The following is a 22,128-nucleotide window of genomic DNA, read 5'->3' on the forward strand; positions in this document are numbered from 1 at the left end:
GGGCGGCGGCGTGCGGATTGCGCACTGCCGCCGCCCGGCGCGTGATTCGGTCGCGCCCTCGCGGGTGCGGAAAACCCGTATTTTGCCCTGTGGCGGGCGAACCGGGCAGAAGTTGGGGGACAGAACATCGCGGCGCGACGGTTTCGGCCGCGCCGGCGCGCACGGCGGCCGTGCCCGGCCGCGATGCTGCAGCGCGTCAGCGCGGCTTGCGCCGCCGGGCCGCCTTCGCTTCGAAATCGCGCGACAGCATGCCGAGCGTGACTTCGCCGAAGCGCGCGAGCAGCGTCGTCTCGGCCTCTTTCAGCGTGGCCGACAGGTGCGCGTTGACGGCCTGCTCGACCAGGCATTCGGCCTCGTCGTCGGTGACGAGATCGGAGAACAGCGGCGGCTCGCCCACCGCGCCATAGACGTCGAGCAGCGTGATGTCGTCGAGCGCGACACTCAGCGCCCACCCGCCGCCATGCCCCTTCTCCGACTGCACGTAGCCGTGGTCGCGCAAACCGCCGAGCAGGCGTCGCACGACCACCGGGTTCGTGCCCAGCATCGTCGCGATCGTCTCCGACGTCAGCGGGCCGTCGGCCTGGTCCATGTGGATCAGCACGTGCAGCATGCGCGACAAGCGGCTATCGGTTCTCACGGGCGGCGCCCCTCTCTCGAAACTTTTGAAGTTGCGTGAATGATACCACCGCCCTATCATGCAACTTCTCGTGTTCCATGAGTTGGCCGCCATCGGAACACGTCCTTCAATCACGCAGGTTCAGGAAAGGAGCGGGTGCATGCATGACCATCATGAAGTGATCGTGATCGGCGGCAGCTTTGCGGGGCTGTCGGCCGCGATGCAGCTTGCGCGGGCGCGCCGCCGCGTGCTCGTGATCGACGCCGGCCGGCCGCGCAACCGCTTTGCCGCGCACGCGCACGGCTTTTTCGGGCAGGACGGCAAGCCGCCCGCGCAGATCGTCGAGGAAGCCGCCGCGCAACTCGCCGCGTATCCGACCGTGCAGCGGATCGCAGGCGACGTGCGCACGGCCGAACGCGATGCGGACGGCCGCTTCCACGTGACGCTGGCCGACGGCAGCCGGGCCAGTACCGACCGGCTGATCCTCGCGACCGGCATCCGCGACGAACTGCCCGCGCTGCCGGGGCTCGCCGAACGCTGGGGCGTCAGCGTGCTGCATTGTCCGTACTGCCATGGGTACGAGGTGAGCGGCCGGCGGCTCGGCGTGCTCGCCACGCATCCGCTGTCCGTGCACCAGGCGATCCTGATTCCGGACTGGGGCCCGACGACGTGGTTCACGCAGGGCGTGGTCGAAGCGAACCACGAAGAAGCCGCGTTGCTCGACGCGCGCGGCGTACGCATCGAGCGCTCGCCGGTCGTCGAAATCCTGGGCGACGCGCCGCGTATCGAAGCGTTGCGGCTCGCCGACGGGCAGGTCGTGCCGGTCGATGCGCTGTTCGTCGGCGCGCGTACGGCAATGGCGAACGATCTCGCGCAGCAGCTCGGCTGTGCATTCGACGACGGGCCGCTCGGCCCTGTCGTGCGCGTCGATGCGGGGAAAGAGACGAACGTCGCCGGCGTGTTCGTGGCCGGCGACGCGTCGACGCCGATGACCAACGCGACGTTCGCGTCGGCGTCAGGCGTGATGGCCGGGGTCGCCGCGCATCGGTCGCTGATTGTCGGGCTGCGCGCGTGACGCGGCGCGCAGCCCCGGGGCACACGATCAGGACTTCGCGATGCTCTCGAGCATGTGGCGCGCATCGTTGATCAGCACGCCGAAGTCGACCGTATCCGGCGCGGTTTCGACACCGGTGATCACCGCCGTGATCACCGCCTTCGACCCGTTGTGGTACGGATACACCTGCGTGACATACGTCATGTCGCGACCATGCAGGGTGGACACGAAGTAGCTGCTGTAGATCTTGCCCGTCACGGGATCGGCCCAGCCCTGCCGCGCGGTCATCGGACGCGCGAGACGCATGAAGTTCGCGGTCACCGATTCCGAGTTGTACGGCGAATCCACCTCGAAGCGGTAGACGATTTGCAGCGACGTCAACTGCGTGCGCAGGTCAGCGTCGTTGAAGTTCGGCACCGGAAACTTGCCGATCAGCCCCTGCTGATAGGCGTTGCGCGTCATCGGCTGAAACGCGACCTGATAACCCTTCGGCGATTCCTGCACGTTGAAGTTGACGTCGTACTTCACGCCCGACCCGGCGACCCCGTTGTCCGTACGCGCATGGACAACGAACGATCCGGGCGTCAGGTTCTCGAAGCGAAGCCGGTAGTACTGCGCGTTCGCGATGACCTGCACGCTGCGGCTGTCGTAGCCGACATCGCGGACGATGACCGTCGAATACGGCGCGACCTTGCGCGGCTGGATGCCGGGATCGTTCGGAATCTTCAGGACGACCGGCTTCTGGCTCGACACGTCGGCCCGGCCCGCGTCGGACGTCAGCGCGCCCATGATCCCCTGGCCGGCCTGTTGAAGCGGGTTCGTCGCGCCGCACGCGGCGAGCGAAGCGGCCGCGACGACGATTGCGAGGCGGCCTGCCAGGGGACGGGTAAAGACGGACTTCATAAGGTGAGAGGCTCCATTTTTTCGTTGGAATAGGTCCCGGCCTTCCACGGCATGCACCGCGCTGGTCTGGACACGCTGCACAGAAAGCCGGACGTCGTCTCTATATCGGCGCAACGCGACGGTTCTTTAAGCCGTCGACACCGGCCATGTCGCCCGCGCCGCCGCCTCGATGGCTACGACGCGTGATATGCGGTTTAATGCCCTGCATCGTTCACATTAAGAGACACGAAATGCTCGACCTCGACGACCTTCGGCTCGTACGCGCGATCGGTACGTCGCGCTCGCTGGCCTCCGCCGCCCGGCTGCTCGATCTCACGCCGCCCGCGGTCACGATCCGCCTGCAGCGGATGGAGGCGCGCTTGAACGCCAGGCTCGCGGTGCGTCAGCCGAAAGGGATCGCGTTGACCGACGAAGGGCAACGGCTGTACCAGGAAGCCGTCGACATTCTCGAGCGCGTGGACGCGCTGCCGGTCAGCATTTCAGGCGATCACGGCGACGTGCGGGGCACGCTGCGCGTCGTCGCCCCGCTCGGCTTCGGGCGAAAGTACGTCGCGCGGATCGTGCGCGACCTGCAGCGCGCGCACCCGAAACTCGACATCGCGCTCCACCTGTCGGACAGCCCGTTGACCAGCGCGTCGGGGGCCGACGTGGTCGTGCACGTCGGCAGCCTCAAGTCGTCGTCGTGGATCGGCTATCCGCTTGCGCCCAACGAGCGATTTCTGTGCGCGAGCCCTGCCTATGCCCGTCGCATCGAGGCATTGAACCATCCGTCCGACCTGGCCCGATACGACTGCCTGTGCCTGCGCGAGAACGACGAGGACATCCCGCGATGGCGCTTCTCGTCCGGCGGCGACGTCAAGGGTGCCCCACGCCGGTCCGCCGTGATCCGCGTCACCGGCGCGCTGTCCTCCAACGACGGCACCGTCATCACCGAATGGGCGCTGGCCGGGCTCGGGATCGTCGAGCGCTCCGAGTGGGACGTCGCTCCGCTGCTCGCGAACGGCAGGCTCGTCCGGTTGCTGCCCGACTGGCACCTGCCGCCCGCGCCGGTCACGGCGCTGCTGCCGTCGCGCACCGGCCGTTCCGCGCGGCAACGGGTATTCCTCGAAGCCGCGACGCGGTTGCTGAGCCCGCCGCCGTGGCGCGGCAAGGCATGAGTGGCGCCGAGCCCGGACTCGGGCTCGCGCGATCCGGACGATTAAACGGTGTTTAATGCCGTATTAGCGTTGCGTTAAACACGCGGCCCGTCGACGCGTCTACAGTGCTCGCATCGGCAACATTCCGAGGCAACGCATCGTGGACCTTCAAACCCTCAACACCCCGGCCGCCCTGATCGACGTCGGCCGCATGCGTCACAACATCGGCCGCATGCAGGCACACCTGGATGCGCTCGGCGTCAGGTTCCGTCCGCACGTCAAGACCACCAAATGCACGCACGTCGCCGATGCCCAGATCGCCGCGGGCGCGCAAGGCGTCACGGTGTCGACGCTCAAGGAAGCCGAACAGTTTTTCGCGCACGGTATCCGCGACATCGTCTACGCGGTCGGCATGGTGCCCGCGAAGCTCGGCCAGGCGCTCGCGCTGCGCCGGCAGGGCTGCGACCTGAAGCTGGTCACGGACAGCCTGCCGGCTGCACACGCGATCGCCGAATTCGGGCGCGCGCATGGCGAGCGCTTCGAAGTGTGGATCGAGGTCGACGTCGACGGCCACCGCTCGGGGATCCCGCCCGACGCGGGCCTGCTGATCGACGTGGGCCGCGCGCTGGTCGACGGCGGGCTCGTGCTCGGCGGCGTGATGGCGCACGCGGGCTCGAGCTACGAATACAGCACGCCCGAAGCGCTGGCGGCCATCGCCGAACAGGAGCGCAGCCGCACCGTGCGCGCGGCAGAACGCCTCCGGGCCGCCGGGCTGCCCTGCCCGGTCGTGAGTATCGGCTCGACACCCACCGCGCTCGCGGCGCGACACCTCGACGGCGTCACCGAGGTGCGTGCCGGCGTGTACGTCATGTTCGACCTCGTGATGCACAACATCGGCGTGTGCGACCTGTCCGACATCGCGCTGTCGGTGCTGACCACCGTCATCGGGCACCAGGAAGAGAAAGGCTGGGCGATCGTCGACGCAGGCTGGATGGCGATGAGCCGCGACCGCGGCACGCAGCGTCAGGCGCGCGATTTCGGCTACGGGCAGGTCTGCACCGAACACGGCGACGTGCTCGGCGACTACGTGATGAGCGCCGCCAACCAGGAACACGGGATCGTGTCGCGCGCGAGCGCGCCCGACTCCGGCATCGCGCAACGGTTTCCGATCGGCACCCGCCTGCGCATCCTGCCGAATCACGCGTGCGCCACCGGTGCACAACATCCCGAGTATCAGGCGATCGGCGACGACGGCAGCGCGCGGGCGTGGCCGCGCTTCTACGGGTGGTGAGCCGAACCGCGCGCCCGCACCGTGTCGCCGATGCATTGACTATTTGTCCAAATCTGGACAAAATTTAAACAACTCGTTTTGCATTGCGCCGAAAGCGCTTGCCCGAACATGCCGACAGACGCCCGACTCCTGCTTCTCGACCGCGATGCCGTCGAACCCGCCCTCGAGGCCGCTCAAGTGACGGCGGCGGTTCGCGAAGCCTTCGTGCTGCACAGTCAACGGGCCGGGCGCGTGTTTCCGGTGATTCGCGAGAAGCTGCACACAGGCGGCGTATTCGGGATCAAGTCGGGCGACGTCGCGTGCCAGGCGCTGCTCGGCTTCAAGGCGGCCGGGTTCTGGCCCGGCAACCGGGCGCTCGGCGGCGAACCGCATCAGGCCACCGTCGCGCTGTTCGATCCGGCCACGGGCCGCCCGCTGTGCATCATGGACGGCAATGCGATCACCACCGCGCGAACCGGTGCCGCCGGCGGCCTCGGGCTGCAACTGCTCGCGCGGCGCGACAGCACGCGAATCTGCGTGTTCGGCACGGGCGTGCAGGCGCGCGTCCAGCTCGACTACGCGCTCGGGCTGCTGCCGCAACGGTGCACGGTGCGGTACGTGAACGTCAGCGGCGAGCCCGACCCGGAGTTCGAATCGGCGTTCCGGGAGCGATGCACGATCGGCGTGGCACGCGACCGGAACGACGCGGTGGCCGATAGCGACGTGGTCATCACGGCCACACCGGGCGGCGGCGCGCTGTTCGATGCGGATGCGGTTCGGCCGGGCACCCACCTGACCTGCGTCGGCGCCGACACGGCCGGCAAGCGCGAGCTTCCGGCAGGCGTGCTGGAACGCGCGCGCATCGTCGTGGACGATCACGATCAGGCCCGCAGCATCGGCGAGTGCCAGTGGGCGCCGGATTTGCCATGCACTGAAATCGGTGACATCCTCGCCGGAACCGCGTCGGTCGACCGCGCGCCACACGAGATCACCGTCTTCGACATGACCGGGCTGGCGCTTCAGGACCTGACCGTCGCCCGCTTCCTGTATCGACAGGCCCTCGAAAACGGCACCGGAATTTCCATTCCGTGGCCGTGGTAAACGAAACCCTCTCGTCAACCGCCATGCGTCTCGCCAAAGTTTCCGCCCTCTCGTTCGACCTGGACGACACCCTGTGGCCGTTCGGGCCGGCCGTCGTACGGGCCGAAGCGGCGCTTCACGCATGGTTGATCGAGCACGCGCCCGGTACCGCGCGCGTGCTGTCCACGCAGCAGGCGCTGAGCGGGTTGCGTGAGGAATACGAACGATTGTGCCCCGGGCTCGCCGGCGATTTCCGTGCGATGAGGATCGGATCGATCCGGCTTGCGCTGGAGCGTGCGAACGAGGATGTCGCGCTCGCCGAGCACGCGTACGCGGCGTTCTTTGCCGCGCGCAACCGGGTCGAATTCTATGACGATGCGTTGCCGGCGCTCGCGTGGTTGAGCGCGCGGTTTCCGTTGATCGCGGTGACCAACGGCAACGCCGACCTGCGAATGACCGGCGGCGGCGAATACTTTCGTGCGACGCTCAGCGCGCAGGCGTTCGGGGTCGCGAAGCCGGAGCCCGGGATCTTCCATGCGGCGGCGGAAACGCTCGACGTGCAGCCGGCGGAACTGCTGCACGTCGGGGACGACTATCACCTCGATATCGTCGGTGCGTTGAACGCGGGGCTTCAGGCAGCGTGGGTGGTTCGCGACACGCATCCGGAACCGGAACGTGTGCAGCCGCAGGCCGCCGCGCCGCACCTTACGCTCAACGACCTGTCGATGCTGTGTCGCGCGCTCGGCGGGCCCGACGACGTAGCGTGAGCACAAGCGCCTGCGTGCGCTGCGCGCGCGACGCACGCTTTAACGCCATGACACGCGGCCGGCAGGCATTCGCCCACTGCGCAAACGGAACGGCCGGCCTGGCCGATGCGGCCCATGGCCGGCCGCCGCACGCTCACGCCGCCTTGCGCGCGTCCGCGATCCGCTGCGGCGCCTTCGGCCGCGCATACAGCCGTTCGAGGTACGCCCGCAACTGCGGGAACGATTCGATCAGGTTGCATTCACCGGCCCAGTCGATCAGGTAAGCCGTCACGCAATCGGCCACCGTCAGCGTGTCGCCGACGATGAACTCGCGCCCTTCCAGATGCTTGTCCAGAATCGCGGCCATCGTCCTGAAATCCTCGCGCGCCAGCTCGATGTCGGCCGGCGAGCGCTTTTCCGGCGGATAGAGGAACGAATGCCGCGTGATCCGCCACAGCGGCTGCTCGAGCTCGGTCACCGCGAACATCACCCACCGGTAGGCCTGCGCGCGCAGCGCCAGATCGACCGGCAGCAGCGCCTTCTCCGGGTACTTGTCCGCGAGATACAGCACGATCGCGGCCGATTCGGGGATCACGAGGTCGCCGTCCACCAGCACGGGCACCTTGCCGGCCGGATTGAGGCGCAGGAATTCGGGCCGCTTGTGCTCGCCCTGGAGCAGGTTCACCGAGACGAACTCGAAGTCGGCATCCAGCTCCTTCAGCCCCCACAGCGCGCGCTGAGTGCGGGTGCCGGCAAATCCGTAAAGCTTCATCGCCAGTCTCCATCCAGAATGTCGGAAATTTCCGCATGCCGGCCACGGCGCCTCGCCGATCCGCAACGCCTGGCCTCGCTCGTCTCGTTTACGCGCCGGGAATCGCCAGCACCGGCATCACGTCGATCGCCACGCCCGGGAACAGCGTGAAATGCGGATGGCCTTCGAACAATGCGGCCGCCGCGTCGTGCGACGCCGCCCGCACGACGGTAAAGCCGCTCATCGCGTTCGCCGTGTCGGTGACGCCGGCCGCATCGATCGTCTTCGTCTTGCCGAGCGGCCCGCCCATCTCGACGATCGCGTCGCGATTGCGGTCGACCCAGGCATGCCACGCGGCGATGCCGTCGCGCTCGCGCGTGCGCCGCTCGTCTTCCGGCAACGCCAGCCAGGCCTTCATGGCCGGGCTATCCTTGGCGCCGAGAAATACCGCGAGATACAACTGCTGTTGAGCACTCATGCCGCCTCCTCCGGTGACGGGCACGACGGACTGCCGCGCCTCGACCTTGACACGATAGGTTGATATCAACACAATTGCAACATGGCACGAAAAGAAAAGCTCCCTTTCGAAACGACGCTGATGGTGCGCGATTGCTGCCTGTGCCTGCACATGCAGCGCGCGGCGCGCAATCTTGCGCGGATCTTCGACGATGTGCTGCGCCCGCTGGACCTCACCAACGGCCAGTTTTCGCTGCTGATGTCGTTGAACCGGCCGCAGCCGGCGCCGATGAAATCGGTCGCATCGGTGCTCGCGATGGATCGCACCACGCTCACGGCCGCGCTCAAACCGCTCGAGCGGCGCGGCCTCGTCACGATCGCGCAGGACCCGGACGACCGGCGCAGCCGTCTGCTCGAACTGACGCAGGCCGGCCACGACCTGCTGGCCGAGGCATTTCCGCTGTGGCAGCAGACGCATGCCGAGATCGAACGGCCGTTCGCACCGGGGGAAGTCGATCAGTTGCGCGGCCAGTTGCGTGTGCTGTCCGTCGATCCGGCCGAACGCGGCTGAACGGAACCGGCGCGCGACTTACCGCGGCAGGCCGGCCTGCTTCCGGCCCTTCTTCGGCAACAGCAGTTGGGCGAATTCCTGCAGGAAGGCCACGGGCCCGTGCGCATGCAGCGCCTGCCCGCTGCTCAGCGCGCCGTCGATGACGGTCGCGAGCCGCAGCGCGAAGGTTTCCGGTTCGTCGACGCCCATCGCGCCCGCCAGTTCGGTCAGCCGGCGCCGCAGCTCCTGCTTGTGCGCGACGGCCACCTTGCGGGCCGGATGATTGCCGTCCGCGTATTCGGCGGCGATGTTGATCTGCGGGCAACCGCGATAGCCGGGGCGCGCGATGCGTTCACCGATCCATTGCAGTTGCGCATCCAGTTCCTCGCGCGGCGTGCGCCGGTACTGCGCGGCCACCGCATCCCAATGCGCCCAGAAATCGGCGTCCTCGCGCAGCAGGAACGCTTCGATCAGGTCGTCCTTCGTCGCGAAGTGACGATAGAGGCTCGTCTTCGCCACGCCCGCCTGCGCGACGATCAGGTCCACGCCGACCGCGCGCGTGCCCTCCCGGTAGAACAGCTCGCTGGCCGTTTGCAGAATGCGTTCGCGCGTATCGGGCGCGTTCCCTGGTGTACCTGTTTCCTTTTTCATCCCGACCCGGCCATGCTGGCCGCCCTTGCCGCAACAGTGAGCCGATCATAGCACCGCGGGATTGACGACGATACAGGTCTGTACTATAAAACAGACCGTTCTGTATCGGAGTTGATCATGGACGATCGAATGACGGTTGCAGTCTATGGCGCCACGGGTCATACCGGGCGGTTTGTCGTCGCCGAACTGGCACGGCGCGGCCTGCGCGCGATCCGCATCGGCCGCGATGCGGCGCGGCTCGCGGAAGGCGGCGGCGAAGCGTCGCTCGCGCGCGTCGCCGCGATCGACGATCCGGCCGCGCTCGACACCGCGCTGCGCGGCGCGGATACCGTGATCAACTGCGCGGGGCCGTATCTCGATACCGCGCTGCCGCTGGCCGATGCCGCACTGCGGGCCGGCATCCCCTATCTCGACCTGACGGCCGAGCAGCCGTCGGTGCTGGCGCTGGCCGAACACTGCGATGCCCGGTCACGCGCCGCGGGCGTGACCGTCGTGCCGGCCGCGGCGTTCTACGGCGGCCTGGCCGACCTGCTCGTCACGGCCGTCGTGGACAAGAGCCAGCCGATCGAGCGCGTCGATATCGCGACCGGGCTCGACCGCTGGCACCCGACGCGCGGCACGCGCGTGACGGGCGAACGCAACCGCGCGGTACGGCTCGTGCAGAAGGACGGAAAGCCGACGCCGGTGCCGTCGACCGCACGCGAACGCGCATGGCCGTTCCCGCCGCCGATCGGCCGGGTCGACGTCACGCTGCTGCCGTTTTCGGAAGTGATGACGCTCTCGCGCCACCTGCGCATCGACACGATCGAATCGTGGCTCGCGACGCTCGCGCTGCGCGACGTGCGCGATGCCGCCACGCCGCCGCCCGCGCCGACCGACGCGCTGGGCCGCTCGGCGCAGCAGTTCGCGATGGACGCGATCGTCGTGCAGGGCGGCACGACGCACCGCGCGACCGCGTCCGGGCGCGACATCTACGCGGTCAGCGCACCGATCATCGTCGAGGCCGCCGTGCGCCTGATGACGGGCAACACCGTGGTGTCAGGCGGCGTGCGCAGTCTCGGCGAACTGTTCGACGCGCGCGATTTTCTCGCGGCGCTCGATTCAGTGGCAGTATCGTTCGGCACGACGACCGACCCGGTTTTCCACAAGGAGACTCAAACATGAGCAGCAACGAGAAAGGCGCGTATTTCCGGTCGCTTCACCGCGCGGGCCAGCCGCTGGCGCTATTCAACGTGTGGGACGCCGGCAGCGCGCGCACGGCGGCCGACGCGGGCGCCGTCGCGCTGGCAACCGGCAGCTGGTCGGTCGCGGCGGCCAACGGGTTCGTCGACGGCGAGCAGATGCCGCGCGCGCTCATGATGGAGGTGCTCGAGCGCATCACGCGCGCGACCGACCTGCCCGTCACCGTCGATCTCGAAAGCGGGTACGGCGAGCGGCCGGAAGATGTCGCCGAAACGATCGCGCTCAGCATCGAGGCCGGTGCGATCGGCTGCAACCTCGAGGACAGCTTTCCGGCGACGGGCGAACTGCGCGACGTCGAAGCCGCCGCAGCCCGTCTCGCGGCAGCACGGCAGGCGGCGGATCGCGCGGGCGCCGACTACTTCATCAACGCGCGTACCGACGTGTTCTTCAAGGCGCCGGCCGACACGCACGACGAGCGCCTGCTCGATGCCACGCTGGCCCGCGCACGCGCGTACGCGGCGGCCGGCGCCGACGGGCTCTTCGTGCCGGGGCTGCGCTCGCCGGCGCTCATTCGCGCGCTGACGGCCGCATCGCCGCTGCCGGTGAACGTGATGCGCGTCGCGGAAACGCCGACATTGGCCGAACTCGCGGACTACGGCGTGGCCCGCATCAGTCACGGGCCGTATCCGTACCTGCAGGCGATGAAGACGCTGGCGGAGATGGTCAGGCAGGGCGGCTGACGCGCGTTGTCCCTTGGTACAGGGGGTGGCCGGCACTGCGATGCCGGCCGTACACGACGACGACCATCACAGGTCGCCGGGTTTCTCCCAGACCTTGACACGCGCCATCGCTCGCTCGACGTCATCCATGTCGTCGGCGCCGAGCGACAGGTCGAATTTCCCGGTGATGATCTTTCTGACCTCGGCCAGCCGCCGGGTCACGCCGCCCTCGTCGATGAACCGGTTGGTCTCCCGCGCATACTCCTGATCCGGGCCTGCGGCTGCCGCCGGGCCAGCGTGATAGTAGCGGCCGATATTGCGCAACGAAATGAGGATGTATTCGATCTCCGTGAGCACACGCAACGCCTCGTCGCCGGACAACCCGATCGTTTCGTTTTCCTTCTTCATTTCGCGTTCTGTCGCGCTCATTCGTCGGTTGCCTCACTATTTGCGGACGTTGATTCCGTCAGGCCCGATGTCGTCCACGAGTTCGATCGCACGAACGTCGAACGCGGGATCGGGCGCCCTTCCGGCCAGCGCCTGAAAAAGATCGCGAACATATTTCTCCTTGTCCGTCACGTCGTCCAGCGGAATCGCGTGCGGCACGATGCCACGCCAGTGCGCCAGCCATGAACCCGAAGCCAGCACATACTCCAGTGCGTCGACGACACGCGCCCGGGATTCAGCGCCGTATAGCCCGAACCGGGTCTTCATCTGCCGGAGCAACCACGCCCTCCCGTCATCGGAGTTGATGTAGAAATCGTCCAGCTCGTCATCGGTCATGATGAACAAGCAGCCGTACAACGGCCTCAGATAGTGAAAATCGATTGCCTTCTTCATAGAACCGGGCACTCCACGAACGCAGTTGCCATGTGAAAAAGTCCCGGGAGCCCATCGTGCTGCGCATGCGAACGGCCAATGCGTTCGCCGCGCCCTCTTTGCCGGACCACGATCGCCCGCACTTCCGGCTACGGGCGCCAACACGGGCCACGAATGGCGGCTCATCATACGATCGAATACATGCGCCGGGTGCTCCAGCGCGCTGAACCGCAGCCTTGCGGACCTCGACCGCATCGCGGGCGCCGGCACCGCCTGACGCTCGACGGGCGGACGGCCGCCGGCGGGCCTGCACCACCGCACCACCGCGCCGGCCCGCCGGCCGGTCAGGACGCGGCGACGCCGACCCGCTTCGGCACGCCCGTCACGATCGCCGCGACCGCGACGGCCAGCACGACGGCCGCGCCCACGAACACGCCAGCCGCGCCATTCGCGTCGAACACGACGCCACCGGCCGCCGCACCCGTCGCGATGGCAAGCTGGATCGCCGCGACGATCAGCCCGCCCGCGCTTTCGGCTTCATCGGGCACGGTGCGCGTGACCCAGGTCGACCACGCGACCGGCACGCCGCCGAAGGCCATCCCCCACAATGCGACGAGCACCGCATCGATCATCGGCGCGCGGCCGAGCGCGACGAGCGCGATGGCGAGCACGACCATCAGCGCGGGCATCGCGATCAGCATCGGCCGCAGCCGGTGTTCGAGCACGCGGCCCGCGAGCGACGTACCGACGAAGTTGGCGATACCGTAGCCGAGCAGGATCGCCGACAGGCCGTTCACGCCGACGCCCGCGACCTGTTCGAGGAACGGCCGCAGATACGTGAAGAACGCGAAATGCCCGGTGAACACGAGGATCGTCGCGAACATCCCGAGGCCGACGGTCGGCCGGCGCAGCACGTCGATCAGCGTACGCAGCCGCGTCGTGCCGCTCGGCGGCAGCGACGGCAGCGTGACGAGCTGCGACACGAACGCGATGCCGCCGAGCGCGCCCGCGATCAGGAACACGTTGCGCCAGCCGATCAGGTGGCCGAAGTAGCTGCCCATCGGCGCGGACGCGATCGTCGCGACCGCCACGCCGCTGAAGATGATCGACAGCGCACGCGGCACCATCGCCGTCGGAACGAGCCGCATCGTGGTGGCCGTCGCCATCGTCCAGAAGCCGCCCAGCGCGACGCCGAGCACGACGCGGCCGATCAGCAGCATCGTCAGGCTGGTCGCGAACGCGACCGCGAGATTCGACGCGACGAGCAACACCGAAAACGCGAGCAGCACGCGCCGCCGGTCGATCGTGCGCGTCACCGCGGAGATCAGGAGGCTCGTGACGAGCGCCACCGTCGCGGTGGCCGTGACGGCCTGCCCGGCGACGCCTTCGGTCACGCCGAGGCTCTCGGCCATCGGCGTCAGCAGGCTCGCGGGCAGGAATTCGGCCGTGACGAGCCCGAACACGCCGAGCGCCATCGCAAATACCGCGCCCCAGGCCGGTTCGCGGGGGGCCGCCGTCGCGGCGACAGAGGAAATTCCGGGATTCATGCGTCGTTCCGTGTCGTTTAGGGAAAATACCGATGACGGCGTATCGTAAGGAACCACGGCAGGACGGTCTATGACATACAATCCGCTCTTGTTGATCGATCGTCCGAATCTCGCCATGTCCGAGCCCTTGCCTTCGTCCGCGTCCGACGTACACGACCTCGTCAGCGAACTGCTGCTGGGGATGCGCCTGAGCGGCGTCCAGTACCGCCGCATCCAGGTGGCGCGGCCGTTTGGGCTGAGTTTCGGCGATGCGCCGGGCCGCGCGCAGTTCCATTTCGTCGGGCGCGGGCCCGTGCTGCTGCGCGACGCGAACGGCGAGACGATGCAGCTCGAAGCCGGCGACGCGATCCTGCTGCCGCACGGCGGCATGCACGCGCTGGTCTCCGACCCCGATGCGCCGTGCCGCGAGATCAACGGCTTCGAGGTCGCGAAGATCTGCGATACGGTCGCGTCGGTGGCATCGGCGGGCGCGTCGCCGGCAAGCTGCGCGACAACCGAGCCGGGTGCCGGCGACGCGCTGATCTTCAGCGCGTGCATGGAGCTCGATCTCGGCGGCATGCAGCCGCTCGTCGGCACGATGCCCGAGTTCATGCACGTCGGCACGCTGCTCGCGCGCTACCCGGAAATCCGCCCGATGCTCGATGCGATGGAGCGCGAATCCTGCTCGGCGCGCGCGGGCTTCGCCGGCATCCTCGCGCGGCTCGCGGACGTGGTCGCGGCGTTCATCGTGCGCGGCTGGGTCGAATGCGGCTGCGGCGACGCGACGGGCTGGGTGCAGGCGCTGCGCGAACCGAAGCTCGGCCGCGCAATCGTCGCGCTGCATCGCGATCCGGGCCGCAACTGGAGCGTGGCGGAACTCGCCACCGAAGCGGGCGTGTCACGTTCGGTGTTCGCCGAACGCTTTCTCGCGGCCACCGGGATGACACCCGTGCGCTACCTGACCGAGCTGCGGATGCGGCTCGCCGCGCAATGGATCACGCGCGACCACGAGACGATCGAGGCCGTCGCGTACCGGCTCGGCTACGGCTCGCTCGCCGCGTTCAGCCGTGCGTTCAAGCGCGTGGTGGGCAAGCCGCCGGGCGCCGTGCGCGCGGACGGCGAGGCGCGCGTCGAAGCGTAAGGCGCGACGTGTCACGCACGCGCCATGTATCGCGCGTGATGCCAGCCGCGGCCGCCGGCAGCCGCCAGCGGTCGCCCGAATTGCCGCCACGCGTGATTGCCGCGCTCAGCCGCTGCGCGCTTCCAGCCTGTCGACCAGCGCCGTCGCGCACTGCACGGCAAGCGCCGCGCACTGCTCCGCATCCACCACCGCGCCGCCGGCAACGGTGCCTTGCACGATCCGGCCCAGCAATTCCTTCGAGAGATCGGCGATCTCGTGATCCCGTTCCGTCATGATGTCCCTCCTGCGCGCCGACCGATGGTCTCCACGCGCTCGCGTCCCCTGCCCGATCGACGTTCAGCGCCCTTTCGCCCGCACGACGATCTGCGCCTGCGTGTCGCGCTCGATGCGTTCGAGCGACGCGCGCAACGCCGTGAATTCGTCCGGCGTACACACCTGGCGGCCGAAATCCGCCGTCATCCGCCGCGAGACCTGCACGACATGCGCGGCCGCGTCGAATACGTAATGCGACGTGAAGTCGACGAAGCGGTCGTGCACGGCCGTATCGGCCGGCAGGTCGGTCACCGTGACGTCGGCCGGCAGCGCGATCTGGCCGGTCTCGTCGAACGTGCCGCCGATACAGCCCCACGGCTGCGTGCGCACGGGTTCGGCCAGCCAGCTCTCGACCTGCGTCGCGATGCCGCCCGTCAGGCTCGACAGCGCGGGCAACGCGGTCGTGCCGTCGGGCCATACGAAATGATCGAGCGTGCCGGAAAGCGTCACGTCGAACGGCCCGTCGGTCACGCGCCGGTCGCTGGTCGACAGTTGCGCGCGGCCGCGCAAGCCGCTTTGCCGCAGACGGTTGTTCGCGAGCTGGACGATGGCGTCGGGTGTCGCGCGGCGAAACAGGTTGCGTTCGAGTTCGGCAGTCCAGCCGTCATCCTCGATGTACGCGTGAAACTGCGCGGCGCCCGGCCCGGCCGCATCGATTTCGACGCGCGCGAGGCGGCCGCGCGGCTGCGTGGCCGGGGTGCGCGACAGCACGCCCGAATCGACGAGCAGCGCGGGGCGATCCATCACGATGGGCGGCAGATAGCCGAACGCGATGCCGGACGTCGTCGTATCCGCAAAGCGGGCGAGATCGGGCAGCCACGTGATCGCATGATTGATCGCCCCGCCGCCGTAACCGGGCACCGACGGCAGCGTGTAGACGGACCCGAGATTGATCAGCACCGGTTCGCTGCGGATGCCGACCGCCGCGAGCAGCGCACCGAACAGCGCGACATGATCCTTGCAGTCACCGTAGCGGTTGCGCAGGATGTCGGTGACGCGATGCGGCGCGGCAGCCGTTTCGCCGAGAAACAGCCCGACGTAGCGCACGTTCGCCTGCACCCAGTCGTACAGGATGCGCGCCTTGTCGCGCGGATCGGCGGCGCCCGCGGTCAGCGTGCGCGCCAGTTGCGTCACGGCCGGATCGTCCGTGCCCGGATCGACGGCCGCGTTGCGGTAGCGCGCAGCGAACGCCGCATAGTCGGGCAGCGTCGACACGACGAGCCGGTCGCCGTAGGTCGCGTAGCCGACCGCGCCGTTCTCGATGCGGTCGTACGGGCCGTGCCGGTAGTCGAACTCGTAGCGCGTGCGGCCGTTCGCCGTGACCGGCGGCAGCGCGACGTAGCCGCGCGCATCCGCGTACAGCGGCATGTCGGCCGGCAGGTCGAAGATCAGCCGCTGGTTGTCGACCGGCTCGCGCGACGGCTCCACGGTGTAGCCGAAGTAACCGCGGTTGACGGGCTTCGTGCGGGTCTTGCGGAACGCCACGCGCGTGCTCGACCCGGCTTCGACGCCGGGAAACACGACGGTGCGCAACAGCCCGTCCTGGAACGTCGGCGCGCCGGCCGAGCGCGGTTCCTGCACGTCGCGGATGCCGTCCACGCCGACCGGATGCGCGACACCGTCGCGGTCGATCGTCTCGGCCGCGAGCAGGTCCACCTTCTCGAGATTCTTGTCGAACCACACGTAACGCTGCGCGACGGCGTCGATGCCGTTCGCGTTGTTCGCGCGCAGCGTCGAATCGTCGTGCTCGTCGAGCGAACCGTCGTGCTGGATCACGAATTCATGGACGTCGCTGACGAGCGTGACGGGCGCCGTGCCGGCCGTGTCGTGCGGCGCATCGGCGGCCACGTTCGCGCCCGGGCTCGCACCGGCCGCATGCGATGCGCCGAGCGCAACGGCACATGCCAACATCCAGCCGGCCAGGCCGACAGAAAAGCGCACCACATCGCACCTCGTCGCGGTTCGGAAAACGCGGCCGCGCGGCGGGCAAGGTCACGCGCGCGGCCCTCGTGCCGGCCAGTGTGGGCGACGCATCCGCACGCGTCAAGCCGGTGCAGGCCGACCTACAATGAGTCATCGATGTGTCATCGCGCGCGGCCGGGAGGCACCATGGAAAGCGCAATCGTGGAAGGCGTCGTCCTGCTGGCATTCGCCGCGCTCGCCGCGCTGTTCTTCTTCAAGCGACCGGGGCGCGACCGCGCGAGAGCCAGATTCCATCATCCGCTGCTGCGGCGGCCGAACCGTCCGCATCGGCATCATCGGCCCTGACGGCCGCCAAGGGGCAGTCGCCGGCGGCGCTTGCCGCGTCGCGTCCACGCGGGTGTGCATCGCGGCTGCCCGTCCCGCTGACCGACGTTCATCGGCAGCAGCACCGTCTGCTTGCCATCGACGTGCAGACACGCCTGCAACTCGACAGGCGTCTGGTTGTGCAGCCAGGCCGTGAGGCAATTCACGCGACGGAAGATCAGCTGGCTCGCGAAGCTCGCGGCGTTCGGATACTCGTCGAGCGTCGACGACGCGCGGTTCATGAATTCGACGACGGAGTTCGTGCCGAGCGCGATCCGGTAGTCGGCCGCGATGCCGCTGCGACGGCAATGCGCGACATCGTTGCCGAGCTTCGGTGATCGCGTGACGCAGCCGTTCGAGATGTTCGTGCCCGTCGTATGCCTTCGCATCGACCTCGCCGACCGCGAGGTCGATCACGTTGCGGAAGTGCCCGGGAAACAGCCGGTAACCCACAGCAGCACGCGCATGCTCGCGCCGCGATGCTTGCCGACCAGCAGCACGGCCGGTGGTTGCGACGGATCGGGCCTGCCCGGCGCGGTCGCCTCGTCGGCTTCAGGCGGCTTGCCCGAGAACAGTTCGTCCTCCTTGGCGAGCTGCGCGCGCGTATACGCGTAGCGGCGGTTGATCGTGAAGCACAGCGCGATCACCGCACTCGTCACGCACAGCGACGTCGCGGCGCGCTAGCCGCCGCCCGTCGGAAACAGCGCGATCACCTGGTTGCAGCCGAGCGAGATGATGAACACGGTGGCCGCCGTCGCGAGTGCGAGGAACAATGCGAGCGGCGTGCGGTGTGCCAGCGCGAGGAATGCCTCCTCCGGGCCGTAGCACGCCGACGACAGGCCGTCGGCGCCGAGCCCGCCCCGGGCCAGCAGCGGCGTCACGGCGATCGCATGCCGCGTGCGCGGATCGAGGGGGTCAAACAGCCTGCCGACGAGCAATTGCCACACCCTCCGGAAGGCGGTCATGGTCCCCTCCCGGAACGCCCGGTGCCACGCGCTGCGTGATCCTTCAAGACTGATCGACGCACTGGTACGGCGCCAGTCCACATCTTCCACAGGGGCCGCCCGGCGGCCCGGCACCGCTTTCGGCGTGTCAACGAACGACGCCGGCAGCCACGCGCCGGATCGTCCACCTGCACGCACTCGCGCAACACGACGACCCTGCCCCGGCGACCTTCACGGCGATCTTGCCGGCCGCCTTCCCCCGCCAGCCGGCCTCACACCTCATACCGCCCGATACCGGCCCGCCCCGCTCGCCGCCACTTTCCCCGCACGCCCCGGCGCGACCGGCACCTGCGTCCTGTTCGTGCGTTGTTCCCCGCAATTCGACTTTTGTGCGCGCGCAACAATGGCGATGCCTCGCGCCCGGCGCCCTGCGGGAAACCCGTCTCCCGCTCGGCACCGGGCGCGACGGTCTTCAAAAACCACATCTCTCGAGGACATACCATGCAACTCCAATCCCATCCCGCGTGCCGCCCGTTTTATGAAGCCGGCGAACTCACGCAACTGACTGCCTTTTACGAAGAAGGACGTAATGTCATGTGGATGATGCTGCGATCGGAGCCGCGGCCGTGCTTCAACCAGCAACTCGTTACCGACATCATCCATCTCGCACGCGTCGCACGCGACTCGGGCCTGCCGTTCGACTTCTGGGTGACGGGCTCGCTCGTCCCCGAGCTGTTCAACGTCGGCGGCGACCTGAGCTTCTTCGTCGACGCGATCCGCAGCGGCAAGCGCGACCTGCTGATGGCCTACGCGCGCTCGTGCATCGACGGCGTGTACGAGATCTACACGGGCTTCGGCACCGGGGCGATCTCGATCGCGATGGTCGAGGGCAGCGCGCTCGGCGGCGGCTTCGAGGCCGCGCTCGCGCATCACTACGTGCTCGCGCAGAAGGGCGTGAAGCTCGGGTTCCCCGAGATCGCGTTCAACCTGTTCCCGGGCATGGGCGGCTATTCGCTCGTCGCGCGCAAGGCCGATCGGGGCCTCGCGGAGCAGCTGATCGCGACCGGTGAAGCGCACGCATCCGAGTGGTACGAGGATCGCGGCCTGATCGACCAGACGTTCGACGCGGGTGACGCGTATCTCGCGACGCGTACCTTCATCGACGTGACGAAGCCGAAGCTGAACGGCGTGCGCGCGATGCTGCGCGCACGCGAGCGGGTGTTCCAGCTGTCGCGCTCCGAGCTGATGGACATCACGGAAGCATGGGTGCATGCGGCGTTCACGATCGAGCCGAAGGATCTCGCGTACATGGAACGCCTCGTGATGCTGCAGAACCGGCGCGTGTCGAAGCTGCGCACGGTGTAGTGCGACGGGCGCCGCTTGCGGGCGGCGCCCTTTCATGAACGGAGCTCAGGCGATCAGCCTGAGCTTTCTCGTCTCCGCGAGCCACGCCTCGAACGCCTGTGCCGGCATCGGGCGCGCGTAGTAGTAGCCCTGCGCGTGATCGACGTCGAGCTGCTTGAGGAATTCGGCTTCCGCATGCGTTTCGACACCTTCGGCGATCACCACGAAATTCAGCGCCTTCGCGAGCGACACGACCGAGCGCACCAGCGCCTGCGAGCGCGGATTGCGGTCGATGGCCGTGATGAAGCTGCGGTCGAGCTTGATCGCGTCGAGCGGCAGGCGCGACAACTGCGACAGCGACGAATAGCCGGTGCCGAAATCGTCGAGATGGATCTCCGCGCCGAGCTGGCGGAACTGGCGCATCAGCCCGTTGGCCGCATCCTCGTCCTCGATGAAGCAGCTCTCGGTCAGCTCGATGTCGAGCAGGCCGGGCTTCAGCCCCGCGGCGTCGAGGATCGACGCCATCTGGTGCACGATGTTCATGTCCTGCAACTGCCGCGCGGACACGTTCACCGCGATCCGGATACCGAGCCCCTTCGCCTTCCACGCGGCGGCCTGCGCGGCCGCGGTGCGCATCACCCAGCGCCCGAGCGGCGCGATCAGGCCCGACTCCTCCGCGAAGCGGATGAATTCGATCGGCGCGACGAGCCCGCGATCGGGCGACTGCCAGCGGATCAGCGCCTCGACGCCATGCACGTCGCCGGTCGCGATATCGACGACCGGCTGGTAGTGCAGCACGAACTGCTCCTCTTCGAGCGCCTTGCGCAGGTTCGTGTCGAGCCACATGTACTTCGCGACCTTCTGGTTCATCTCCAGCGAGAACACGCGGTACGTATGCTTGCCCTCTTCCTTCGCGACGTACATCGCGGTATCCGCGCTGCGGATCAGCGTCTCGAGCGAGTCGCCGTGCTGCGGATGCATCGCGATGCCGATCGAGCAGCTCGTGTAGACCTCCATCAGCCCGAGATGGATCGGCGTGCGCAGCCGCTCGAGAATGATCTGCGCGGTCGCTTCGAGCAGCGGCCGCGTGCCGTGCTCGAACAGCACGAGGAATTCGTCGCCGCCGAGCCGCGCGAGCGTCGCGCCGGACGGCAGGCAGCCGCTGATGATCGCCGACACGTCCTGCAGCAGCCGGTCGCCGGTGATGTGCCCGTAGTGATCGTTGACGCGCTTGAAGTTGTCGAGATCGAGGAACAGGATGCCGACCTGCCCGCGCGTCGCGGCGGTTTCGGCGGCGATCGCCGCGTGGATGCGCTCGCTGATCGCATGGCGGTTCGGCAGCCCGGTGAGCACGTCGGTGTTCGCGAGTTCGGTGAGCCGCTGCTGCGCGCTGCGCTCCTCGGTGATGTCGATGCCCGAGCAGATCAGGAACTGCTCGTCGACCCCGCTGCCGCTCTGGACGAACTTGTTGCGGAACTGGAACAGGCGCGGCCCGTTGACCGTATTGATGTAGCGCTCGACCGCGAACGACTGGTTGCTCGCGAAAAAGCCGGTGATGTTGCTGCGCGACTGCGCGCCCTGCTCCGGGCTCATGAACAGCTCGAACGCGCTGCGGCCGATCACGTCGACCTCCCGCTTGCCCGTCACTTCCTCGCACAGGCGGTTGAAGCGCTGCACCATCCCGTTGCGGTCGAGGATCACGACGAGCGAGTTCACCTCCGACACGACCTGTTCGGCGAACGCGAGCCCGTGCGCGAGATCGATCGCGACGGACTCGGCATCGGAATAGGCGGAGGCGGTGCCGGCCCAGTTGCTCGTGTCGACCTTCCGGCCAACGAGATGGAGCCTGACCGGTTCGCCGAACAGCGCGATGTCGAGCACGAGGTGCGACGTGACGCCGGTCAGCGCGCGGATGCTCGCGGCCTGTTCGGCCGTCAGCGCGACGGCGACGTTGGTCAGCCCGCGGACGGCCGCCAGTTCGAGTGCATTGCTGTCGCTGCCGAGACGCCAGCAGGGGCTGCGCGTACCGACGTGCGCCTCGAGCACCGCGCTATCGTTTTCGTCATCCATGGAGACGCCCCGATCCAGAAAAAACGCACAGTGTAGACGGAGGCGAGTCGGCCGACCGCCCTTCCGGGCCGCGCAGCGCGCGCTCCCGGAAGGGCAACCGTGGTTGCCGTGATGATGGGCCTCGTCCCGTACTTGTTTCCAGCTAATGCGACCCGGCGTTCGCGCATGATGCGCGCAGGTTGTGCCTAACGAATGATGAGAGCCATCTTATCAAATGACGATCGAGAATGGCACTCACATTTAGAGCGGAGTGTCAAGGAATTGGGACTCGATTGGCAAGCCGGATTTTTCATGATTGGCAGCCTGCCTGAACGCGGGTGCGACGGTGCGCAACGAGTCTGGCGCGGCAGGCTGAACGCCCCGCCGGGCGGGCGTTTGCGGCCGATTTCGGAATACCGGGACAGCGATGCGGCGGGATCGTGGCGACAGGGTCGGATCGCGTTCCTGCGATCCGATTTCCCGTATTTTTTGATTCCGTTCGGGCATTAATGCACGGCTTTATTCCACAGTCCGTTGCAATGTTATCCGCGCACCGGCGCGGGGCTCCCACGCCGGTCGCCCACGCCGGTCGC

At 68.1% G+C, this 22,128-nt stretch carries 24 protein-coding genes and 1 pseudogene; 12 read left to right on the forward strand and 13 right to left on the reverse strand.

What is annotated here, in order from left to right; genetic code table 11:
• Positions 1 to 196 precede the first annotated feature (196 nt).
• On the reverse strand, positions 197 to 637 hold the full coding sequence (locus tag ACTJLD_RS03060) for an Rrf2 family transcriptional regulator (RefSeq protein ID WP_042974024.1): 441 nt from the start codon (positions 635 to 637) through the stop codon (positions 197 to 199).
• 139 nt (positions 638 to 776) lie between these two features.
• Between ACTJLD_RS03060 and ACTJLD_RS03065 the strand changes: the two genes are divergently transcribed.
• Entirely contained in the window at positions 777 to 1,691 is a 915-nt protein-coding gene (locus ACTJLD_RS03065; RefSeq protein ID WP_440657961.1) for an NAD(P)/FAD-dependent oxidoreductase, read from the forward strand.
• A 27-nt stretch (positions 1,692 to 1,718) separates the two neighbouring features.
• On the opposite strand, the gene ACTJLD_RS03070 is transcribed toward ACTJLD_RS03065, so the two are convergent.
• A complete protein-coding gene (locus ACTJLD_RS03070; RefSeq protein WP_440657962.1) occupies positions 1,719 to 2,573 on the reverse strand; it encodes a hypothetical protein in 855 nt (284 codons plus the stop codon).
• A gap of 230 nt (positions 2,574 to 2,803) precedes the next feature.
• Between ACTJLD_RS03070 and ACTJLD_RS03075 the strand changes: the two genes are divergently transcribed.
• The 4 genes from ACTJLD_RS03075 to ACTJLD_RS03090 all read left to right on the forward strand — a co-directional run bounded on the left by ACTJLD_RS03075 (position 2,804) and on the right by ACTJLD_RS03090 (position 6,826).
• Positions 2,804 to 3,730: a LysR family transcriptional regulator gene (locus ACTJLD_RS03075; protein ID WP_124840269.1), complete on the forward strand. Its 927-nt coding sequence runs from the start codon at positions 2,804 to 2,806 to the stop codon at positions 3,728 to 3,730.
• A 139-nt stretch (positions 3,731 to 3,869) separates the two neighbouring features.
• Positions 3,870 to 5,000: a DSD1 family PLP-dependent enzyme gene (locus tag ACTJLD_RS03080; protein ID WP_440657963.1), complete on the forward strand. Its 1,131-nt coding sequence runs from the start codon at positions 3,870 to 3,872 to the stop codon at positions 4,998 to 5,000.
• Between the two features lie 108 nt (positions 5,001 to 5,108).
• Positions 5,109 to 6,080, forward strand: coding sequence for an ornithine cyclodeaminase family protein (locus tag ACTJLD_RS03085; RefSeq protein ID WP_440657964.1), 972 nt, complete (start codon positions 5,109 to 5,111; stop codon positions 6,078 to 6,080).
• A 23-nt stretch (positions 6,081 to 6,103) separates the two neighbouring features.
• Positions 6,104 to 6,826, forward strand: a complete 723-nt coding sequence (locus tag ACTJLD_RS03090) for an HAD family hydrolase (protein WP_060196622.1) — start codon at positions 6,104 to 6,106, stop codon at positions 6,824 to 6,826.
• A gap of 133 nt (positions 6,827 to 6,959) precedes the next feature.
• On the opposite strand, the gene ACTJLD_RS03095 is transcribed toward ACTJLD_RS03090, so the two are convergent.
• Both ACTJLD_RS03095 and ACTJLD_RS03100 read right to left on the reverse strand, forming a co-directional pair.
• Positions 6,960 to 7,577 carry a glutathione S-transferase family protein gene (locus ACTJLD_RS03095; protein ID WP_059693726.1) on the reverse strand — a complete coding sequence of 206 codons (618 nt, stop codon included), beginning with the start codon at positions 7,575 to 7,577 and terminating at the stop codon, positions 6,960 to 6,962.
• Positions 7,578 to 7,665: 88 nt separating this feature from the next.
• Positions 7,666 to 8,034: a hypothetical protein gene (locus ACTJLD_RS03100; RefSeq protein ID WP_027790786.1), complete on the reverse strand. Its 369-nt coding sequence runs from the start codon at positions 8,032 to 8,034 to the stop codon at positions 7,666 to 7,668.
• A gap of 81 nt (positions 8,035 to 8,115) precedes the next feature.
• Here ACTJLD_RS03100 and ACTJLD_RS03105 point away from each other — a divergent pair, with 81 nt between their 5' ends.
• Positions 8,116 to 8,583 carry a MarR family winged helix-turn-helix transcriptional regulator gene (locus tag ACTJLD_RS03105; protein WP_027790785.1) on the forward strand — a complete coding sequence of 156 codons (468 nt, stop codon included), beginning with the start codon at positions 8,116 to 8,118 and terminating at the stop codon, positions 8,581 to 8,583.
• 18 nt (positions 8,584 to 8,601) lie between these two features.
• On the opposite strand, the gene ACTJLD_RS03110 is transcribed toward ACTJLD_RS03105, so the two are convergent.
• The gene (locus tag ACTJLD_RS03110) at positions 8,602 to 9,213 is read right to left on the reverse strand and encodes a TetR/AcrR family transcriptional regulator (protein WP_027790784.1); all 612 of its coding nucleotides are present in this window, start codon (positions 9,211 to 9,213) and stop codon (positions 8,602 to 8,604) included.
• 117 nt (positions 9,214 to 9,330) lie between these two features.
• Between ACTJLD_RS03110 and ACTJLD_RS03115 the strand changes: the two genes are divergently transcribed.
• Together ACTJLD_RS03115 and ACTJLD_RS03120 are read left to right on the forward strand one after the other, a co-directional pair.
• Positions 9,331 to 10,377, forward strand: coding sequence for a saccharopine dehydrogenase family protein (locus ACTJLD_RS03115; protein ID WP_440657965.1), 1,047 nt, complete (start codon positions 9,331 to 9,333; stop codon positions 10,375 to 10,377).
• Positions 10,374 to 11,135: an isocitrate lyase/PEP mutase family protein gene (locus tag ACTJLD_RS03120; RefSeq protein WP_091920277.1), complete on the forward strand. Its 762-nt coding sequence runs from the start codon at positions 10,374 to 10,376 to the stop codon at positions 11,133 to 11,135. Before ACTJLD_RS03115 ends, ACTJLD_RS03120 begins: the two co-directional genes overlap by 4 nt.
• Before the next feature lie 66 nt (positions 11,136 to 11,201).
• On the opposite strand, the gene ACTJLD_RS03125 is transcribed toward ACTJLD_RS03120, so the two are convergent.
• The 3 genes from ACTJLD_RS03125 to ACTJLD_RS03135 all read right to left on the reverse strand — a co-directional run bounded on the left by ACTJLD_RS03125 (position 11,202) and on the right by ACTJLD_RS03135 (position 13,480).
• Positions 11,202 to 11,522 (reverse strand): hypothetical protein, encoded by a 321-nt coding sequence (locus tag ACTJLD_RS03125; RefSeq protein WP_059556255.1) that lies wholly within the window; start codon positions 11,520 to 11,522, stop codon positions 11,202 to 11,204.
• A gap of 36 nt (positions 11,523 to 11,558) precedes the next feature.
• The gene (locus ACTJLD_RS03130) at positions 11,559 to 11,954 is read right to left on the reverse strand and encodes a hypothetical protein (RefSeq protein WP_060316931.1); all 396 of its coding nucleotides are present in this window, start codon (positions 11,952 to 11,954) and stop codon (positions 11,559 to 11,561) included.
• Positions 11,955 to 12,277: 323 nt separating this feature from the next.
• The gene (locus tag ACTJLD_RS03135) at positions 12,278 to 13,480 is read right to left on the reverse strand and encodes an MFS transporter (RefSeq protein WP_059695243.1); all 1,203 of its coding nucleotides are present in this window, start codon (positions 13,478 to 13,480) and stop codon (positions 12,278 to 12,280) included.
• A gap of 70 nt (positions 13,481 to 13,550) precedes the next feature.
• Between ACTJLD_RS03135 and ACTJLD_RS03140 the strand changes: the two genes are divergently transcribed.
• Positions 13,551 to 14,600, forward strand: coding sequence for an AraC family transcriptional regulator (locus tag ACTJLD_RS03140; RefSeq protein ID WP_060171396.1), 1,050 nt, complete (start codon positions 13,551 to 13,553; stop codon positions 14,598 to 14,600).
• 105 nt (positions 14,601 to 14,705) lie between these two features.
• Here the strand turns inward: ACTJLD_RS03140 and ACTJLD_RS03145 are convergent, their stop codons facing one another.
• A complete protein-coding gene (locus ACTJLD_RS03145; protein WP_021161681.1) occupies positions 14,706 to 14,873 on the reverse strand; it encodes a hypothetical protein in 168 nt (55 codons plus the stop codon).
• 63 nt (positions 14,874 to 14,936) lie between these two features.
• The gene (locus tag ACTJLD_RS03150; protein WP_440658261.1) at positions 14,937 to 16,823 is read right to left on the reverse strand and encodes a DUF3857 domain-containing transglutaminase family protein; all 1,887 of its coding nucleotides are present in this window, start codon (positions 16,821 to 16,823) and stop codon (positions 14,937 to 14,939) included.
• Positions 16,824 to 17,021: 198 nt separating this feature from the next.
• Between ACTJLD_RS03150 and ACTJLD_RS03155 the strand changes: the two genes are divergently transcribed.
• Positions 17,022 to 17,180 (forward strand): hypothetical protein, encoded by a 159-nt coding sequence (locus ACTJLD_RS03155; protein WP_021161679.1) that lies wholly within the window; start codon positions 17,022 to 17,024, stop codon positions 17,178 to 17,180.
• Between the two features lie 80 nt (positions 17,181 to 17,260).
• On the opposite strand, the pseudogene ACTJLD_RS03160 reads toward ACTJLD_RS03155, so the two are convergent.
• Positions 17,261 to 17,866: pseudogene (locus ACTJLD_RS03160) on the reverse strand (amino acid transporter); the annotation flags it as partial.
• 12 nt (positions 17,867 to 17,878) lie between these two features.
• The gene (locus tag ACTJLD_RS03165; protein ID WP_414143179.1) at positions 17,879 to 18,163 is read right to left on the reverse strand and encodes a hypothetical protein; all 285 of its coding nucleotides are present in this window, start codon (positions 18,161 to 18,163) and stop codon (positions 17,879 to 17,881) included.
• Positions 18,164 to 18,643: 480 nt separating this feature from the next.
• Between ACTJLD_RS03165 and ACTJLD_RS03170 the strand changes: the two genes are divergently transcribed.
• Positions 18,644 to 19,507 (forward strand): crotonase/enoyl-CoA hydratase family protein, encoded by an 864-nt coding sequence (locus tag ACTJLD_RS03170; RefSeq protein ID WP_021161677.1) that lies wholly within the window; start codon positions 18,644 to 18,646, stop codon positions 19,505 to 19,507.
• Between the two features lie 45 nt (positions 19,508 to 19,552).
• Here ACTJLD_RS03170 and pdeR read toward each other — a convergent pair whose 3' ends face one another.
• A complete protein-coding gene (gene pdeR / locus ACTJLD_RS03175; protein WP_060171402.1) occupies positions 19,553 to 21,556 on the reverse strand; it encodes a cyclic di-GMP phosphodiesterase in 2,004 nt (667 codons plus the stop codon).
• A gap of 291 nt (positions 21,557 to 21,847) precedes the next feature.
• Here pdeR and ACTJLD_RS03180 point away from each other — a divergent pair, with 291 nt between their 5' ends.
• Positions 21,848 to 22,045, forward strand: coding sequence for a hypothetical protein (locus ACTJLD_RS03180; RefSeq protein ID WP_440657966.1), 198 nt, complete (start codon positions 21,848 to 21,850; stop codon positions 22,043 to 22,045).
• Positions 22,046 to 22,128 lie beyond the last annotated feature (83 nt).

Source organism: Burkholderia sp. 22088, assembly GCF_052045915.1.
Lineage (GTDB): Bacteria > Pseudomonadota > Gammaproteobacteria > Burkholderiales > Burkholderiaceae > Burkholderia > Burkholderia cepacia.

What these genes read in the sequence shown, in the direction of transcription:
- ACTJLD_RS03065 (WP_440657961.1), top strand. Translation starts at nt 777, where the DNA reads ATGCATGACCATCATGAAGTGATCGTGATCGGCGGCAGCTTTGCGGGG.
- ACTJLD_RS03070 (WP_440657962.1), bottom strand. Translation starts at nt 2,573, where the DNA reads ATGAAGTCCGTCTTTACCCGTCCCCTGGCAGGCCGCCTCGCAATCGTC.
- ACTJLD_RS03075 (WP_124840269.1), top strand. Translation starts at nt 2,804, where the DNA reads ATGCTCGACCTCGACGACCTTCGGCTCGTACGCGCGATCGGTACGTCG.
- ACTJLD_RS03085 (WP_440657964.1), top strand. Translation starts at nt 5,109, where the DNA reads ATGCCGACAGACGCCCGACTCCTGCTTCTCGACCGCGATGCCGTCGAA.
- ACTJLD_RS03090 (WP_060196622.1), top strand. Translation starts at nt 6,104, where the DNA reads ATGCGTCTCGCCAAAGTTTCCGCCCTCTCGTTCGACCTGGACGACACC.
- ACTJLD_RS03095 (WP_059693726.1), bottom strand. Translation starts at nt 7,577, where the DNA reads ATGAAGCTTTACGGATTTGCCGGCACCCGCACTCAGCGCGCGCTGTGG.
- ACTJLD_RS03100 (WP_027790786.1), bottom strand. Translation starts at nt 8,034, where the DNA reads ATGAGTGCTCAACAGCAGTTGTATCTCGCGGTATTTCTCGGCGCCAAG.
- ACTJLD_RS03105 (WP_027790785.1), top strand. Translation starts at nt 8,116, where the DNA reads ATGGCACGAAAAGAAAAGCTCCCTTTCGAAACGACGCTGATGGTGCGC.
- ACTJLD_RS03110 (WP_027790784.1), bottom strand. Translation starts at nt 9,213, where the DNA reads ATGAAAAAGGAAACAGGTACACCAGGGAACGCGCCCGATACGCGCGAA.
- ACTJLD_RS03115 (WP_440657965.1), top strand. Translation starts at nt 9,331, where the DNA reads ATGGACGATCGAATGACGGTTGCAGTCTATGGCGCCACGGGTCATACC.
- ACTJLD_RS03120 (WP_091920277.1), top strand. Translation starts at nt 10,374, where the DNA reads ATGAGCAGCAACGAGAAAGGCGCGTATTTCCGGTCGCTTCACCGCGCG.
- ACTJLD_RS03125 (WP_059556255.1), bottom strand. Translation starts at nt 11,522, where the DNA reads ATGAAGAAGGAAAACGAAACGATCGGGTTGTCCGGCGACGAGGCGTTG.
- ACTJLD_RS03130 (WP_060316931.1), bottom strand. Translation starts at nt 11,954, where the DNA reads ATGAAGAAGGCAATCGATTTTCACTATCTGAGGCCGTTGTACGGCTGC.
- ACTJLD_RS03135 (WP_059695243.1), bottom strand. Translation starts at nt 13,480, where the DNA reads ATGAATCCCGGAATTTCCTCTGTCGCCGCGACGGCGGCCCCCCGCGAA.
- ACTJLD_RS03140 (WP_060171396.1), top strand. Translation starts at nt 13,551, where the DNA reads ATGACATACAATCCGCTCTTGTTGATCGATCGTCCGAATCTCGCCATG.
- ACTJLD_RS03145 (WP_021161681.1), bottom strand. Translation starts at nt 14,873, where the DNA reads ATGACGGAACGGGATCACGAGATCGCCGATCTCTCGAAGGAATTGCTG.
- ACTJLD_RS03150 (WP_440658261.1), bottom strand. Translation starts at nt 16,823, where the DNA reads ATGTTGGCATGTGCCGTTGCGCTCGGCGCATCGCATGCGGCCGGTGCG.
- ACTJLD_RS03155 (WP_021161679.1), top strand. Translation starts at nt 17,022, where the DNA reads ATGGAAAGCGCAATCGTGGAAGGCGTCGTCCTGCTGGCATTCGCCGCG.
- ACTJLD_RS03165 (WP_414143179.1), bottom strand. Translation starts at nt 18,163, where the DNA reads ATGACCGCCTTCCGGAGGGTGTGGCAATTGCTCGTCGGCAGGCTGTTT.
- ACTJLD_RS03170 (WP_021161677.1), top strand. Translation starts at nt 18,644, where the DNA reads ATGCAACTCCAATCCCATCCCGCGTGCCGCCCGTTTTATGAAGCCGGC.
- pdeR (WP_060171402.1), bottom strand. Translation starts at nt 21,556, where the DNA reads ATGGATGACGAAAACGATAGCGCGGTGCTCGAGGCGCACGTCGGTACG.
- ACTJLD_RS03180 (WP_440657966.1), top strand. Translation starts at nt 21,848, where the DNA reads ATGATTGGCAGCCTGCCTGAACGCGGGTGCGACGGTGCGCAACGAGTC.